The 1,918-nt window shown below is 72.6% G+C and carries 2 protein-coding genes; both read left to right on the top strand.

What is annotated here, in order from left to right:
• Positions 1-2: 2 nt before the first annotated feature.
• Entirely contained in the window at positions 3-782 is a 780-nt protein-coding gene (locus I59_RS12605; RefSeq protein WP_022904172.1) for a ThuA domain-containing protein, read from the top strand.
• Positions 779-1,897: a Gfo/Idh/MocA family protein gene (locus I59_RS12600; protein WP_022904171.1), complete on the top strand. Its 1,119-nt coding sequence runs from the start codon at positions 779-781 to the stop codon at positions 1,895-1,897. Before I59_RS12605 ends, I59_RS12600 begins: the two co-directional genes overlap by 4 nt.
• The last annotated feature ends 21 nt before the right edge of the window (positions 1,898-1,918 follow it).

The raw sequence follows: 1,918 nt of genomic DNA, 5'->3' as shown, positions 1-1,918 counted from the left end.
CCCTGCGCATCACCGTCTGGGGCGAGAACGTCCACGAGCAGGTCGAGCAGCACGTCGCCGAGCGCTACCCCGACGGCATGCACGGCGCGATCGCGGACGGCATCCGCGAGCACCTGCCGGACGCCGTCGTCCGCACCGCGACCATGCAGGAGCCCGAGCACGGTCTCACCGACGAGGTCCTCGCGGAGACCGACGTCCTCACCTGGTGGGGTCACGCCGCGCATGCCGACGTCGACGACGCCGTGGTCGACCGCGTCCACAAGCACGTCCTGGCCGGCATGGGCCTCGTGGTCCTGCACTCGGGCCACTGGTCGAAGATCTTCGGCAAGCTCATGGGCACGACCTGCACGCTCCGGTGGCGCAGCGAGCACGACCAGGAACTCGTCTGGACCGTGAACCCGCAGCACCCGATCACCCGCGGCGTCCCGAACCCGATCGTCATCCCCGAGCAGGAGATGTACGGCGAGTACTTCGACGTGCCGACGCCCGACGAGCTGATCTTCATCTCCGGGTTCACCGGCGGCGAGGTCTTCCGCAGCGGCATGACCTACCGCCGCGGCTTCGGGAAGATCTTCTACTTCTCGCCGGGCGACCAGGACTTCCCCGTGTACCACCACCCGGACGTCCGCCGCGTCATCGCGAACGGCGCCGAGTGGGCCCGACCGGAGCGGGAGCGCGAACTCCCCGCCCTCCGCCGCTACGACCTCGGCGAGTACTTCGACGGCCAGCACTACCGTGGCCCGTTCGACGACGCTCCGGTCGACGAGGAGGTGTCGGCGTGACCGCCCCCTTGCGGGTCGTCCAGGTCGGCGCCGGCGGGATGGGCCGGGCCTGGCTCGCGACCGTCGCCGCGGACCCGGACGTCGAGCTCGTCGGTGTCGTCGACCTCGACCTCGACGCCGCGCGCGCCGGGGCCGAGCTCGCCGGCGACTCGACGATCCCGGTCGGCCGCGACCTCACCGCGCTCATCGCCGAGACGGGTGCGGAGGCGGTGCTGGACATCACCGTCCCGGTGGCCCACCACCCGGTGACGCTCGAAGCGCTCCGTGCCGGGCTGCCCGTCCTCGGCGAGAAGCCCGCGGCGCAGACGGTCGCGGAGGCCCTGGCGCTCGCTGCAGCCGCCGAGGCCACCGGCAAGCTCTTCATGGTGTCGCAGTCACGGCGCTACAACGACCAGCTCGTGGCGTTCCGGCAGCACGTGCGCGGCCTCGGAGCGATCGGCGGCCTCGACACGAGGTTCGCGAAGGCGCCGCACTTCGGGGGCTTCCGCGAGGAGATGGACGACGTGCTCCTGCTGGACATGGCGATCCACGCGTTCGACTCCGCCCGCTACGTGCTCGAGCGCGACCCGGTCTCGGTCTACTGCGAGTCGTGGAACCCGTCGTGGTCCTGGTACCGCGGGGACGCCGCGGCCGCGGCCGTCTTCACCTTCGAGGACGAGGTCCGGTACGTGTACGACGGCTCGTGGTGCGCGCCCGGCGCCGAGACGTCCTGGAACGGCGACTGGCGGGCCTCCGGGGCTGCGGGGACGGCGCTGTGGGACGGCGACCACGACCCGTGGAGCGACCTCGACGGCACCCCGGGTGCGCCGGATCCGGCGGCGAGCGTCGGCACCGAGATCGCGGGCTCGCTCGCGTCCTTCGTGCGGGCGGTGCGGACCGGCGAGGTGCCGGACGGCGAGGTCCACGGCAACGTCATGAGCCTGACGATGGTGGACGCCGCGATCGCTTCGGCTCGGTCCGGGCGGCGCATCGTGATCGACGAGGTGCTCGAGCAGGCCCACGCGACCGCGATCGAGCACGAGCACGACCCCGCGATCCGCGAGCGGCTCACCGCGTGGGGGTCCGTCCGGAGCGCGTTGGCGACGGGCTCACCGGACACCGCCGCCCTCGGCTGACGCGACCGGGGGACGAACGGG

The sequence above is a fragment of the Curtobacterium sp. B8 genome (genome assembly GCF_000333315.1).
Taxonomy (GTDB): Bacteria; Actinomycetota; Actinomycetes; order Actinomycetales; family Microbacteriaceae; genus Curtobacterium; species Curtobacterium luteum.
The sequence above is the reverse complement of the archived record's forward strand: the minus strand, read 5'-3'. Positions and strand labels throughout refer to the sequence as shown.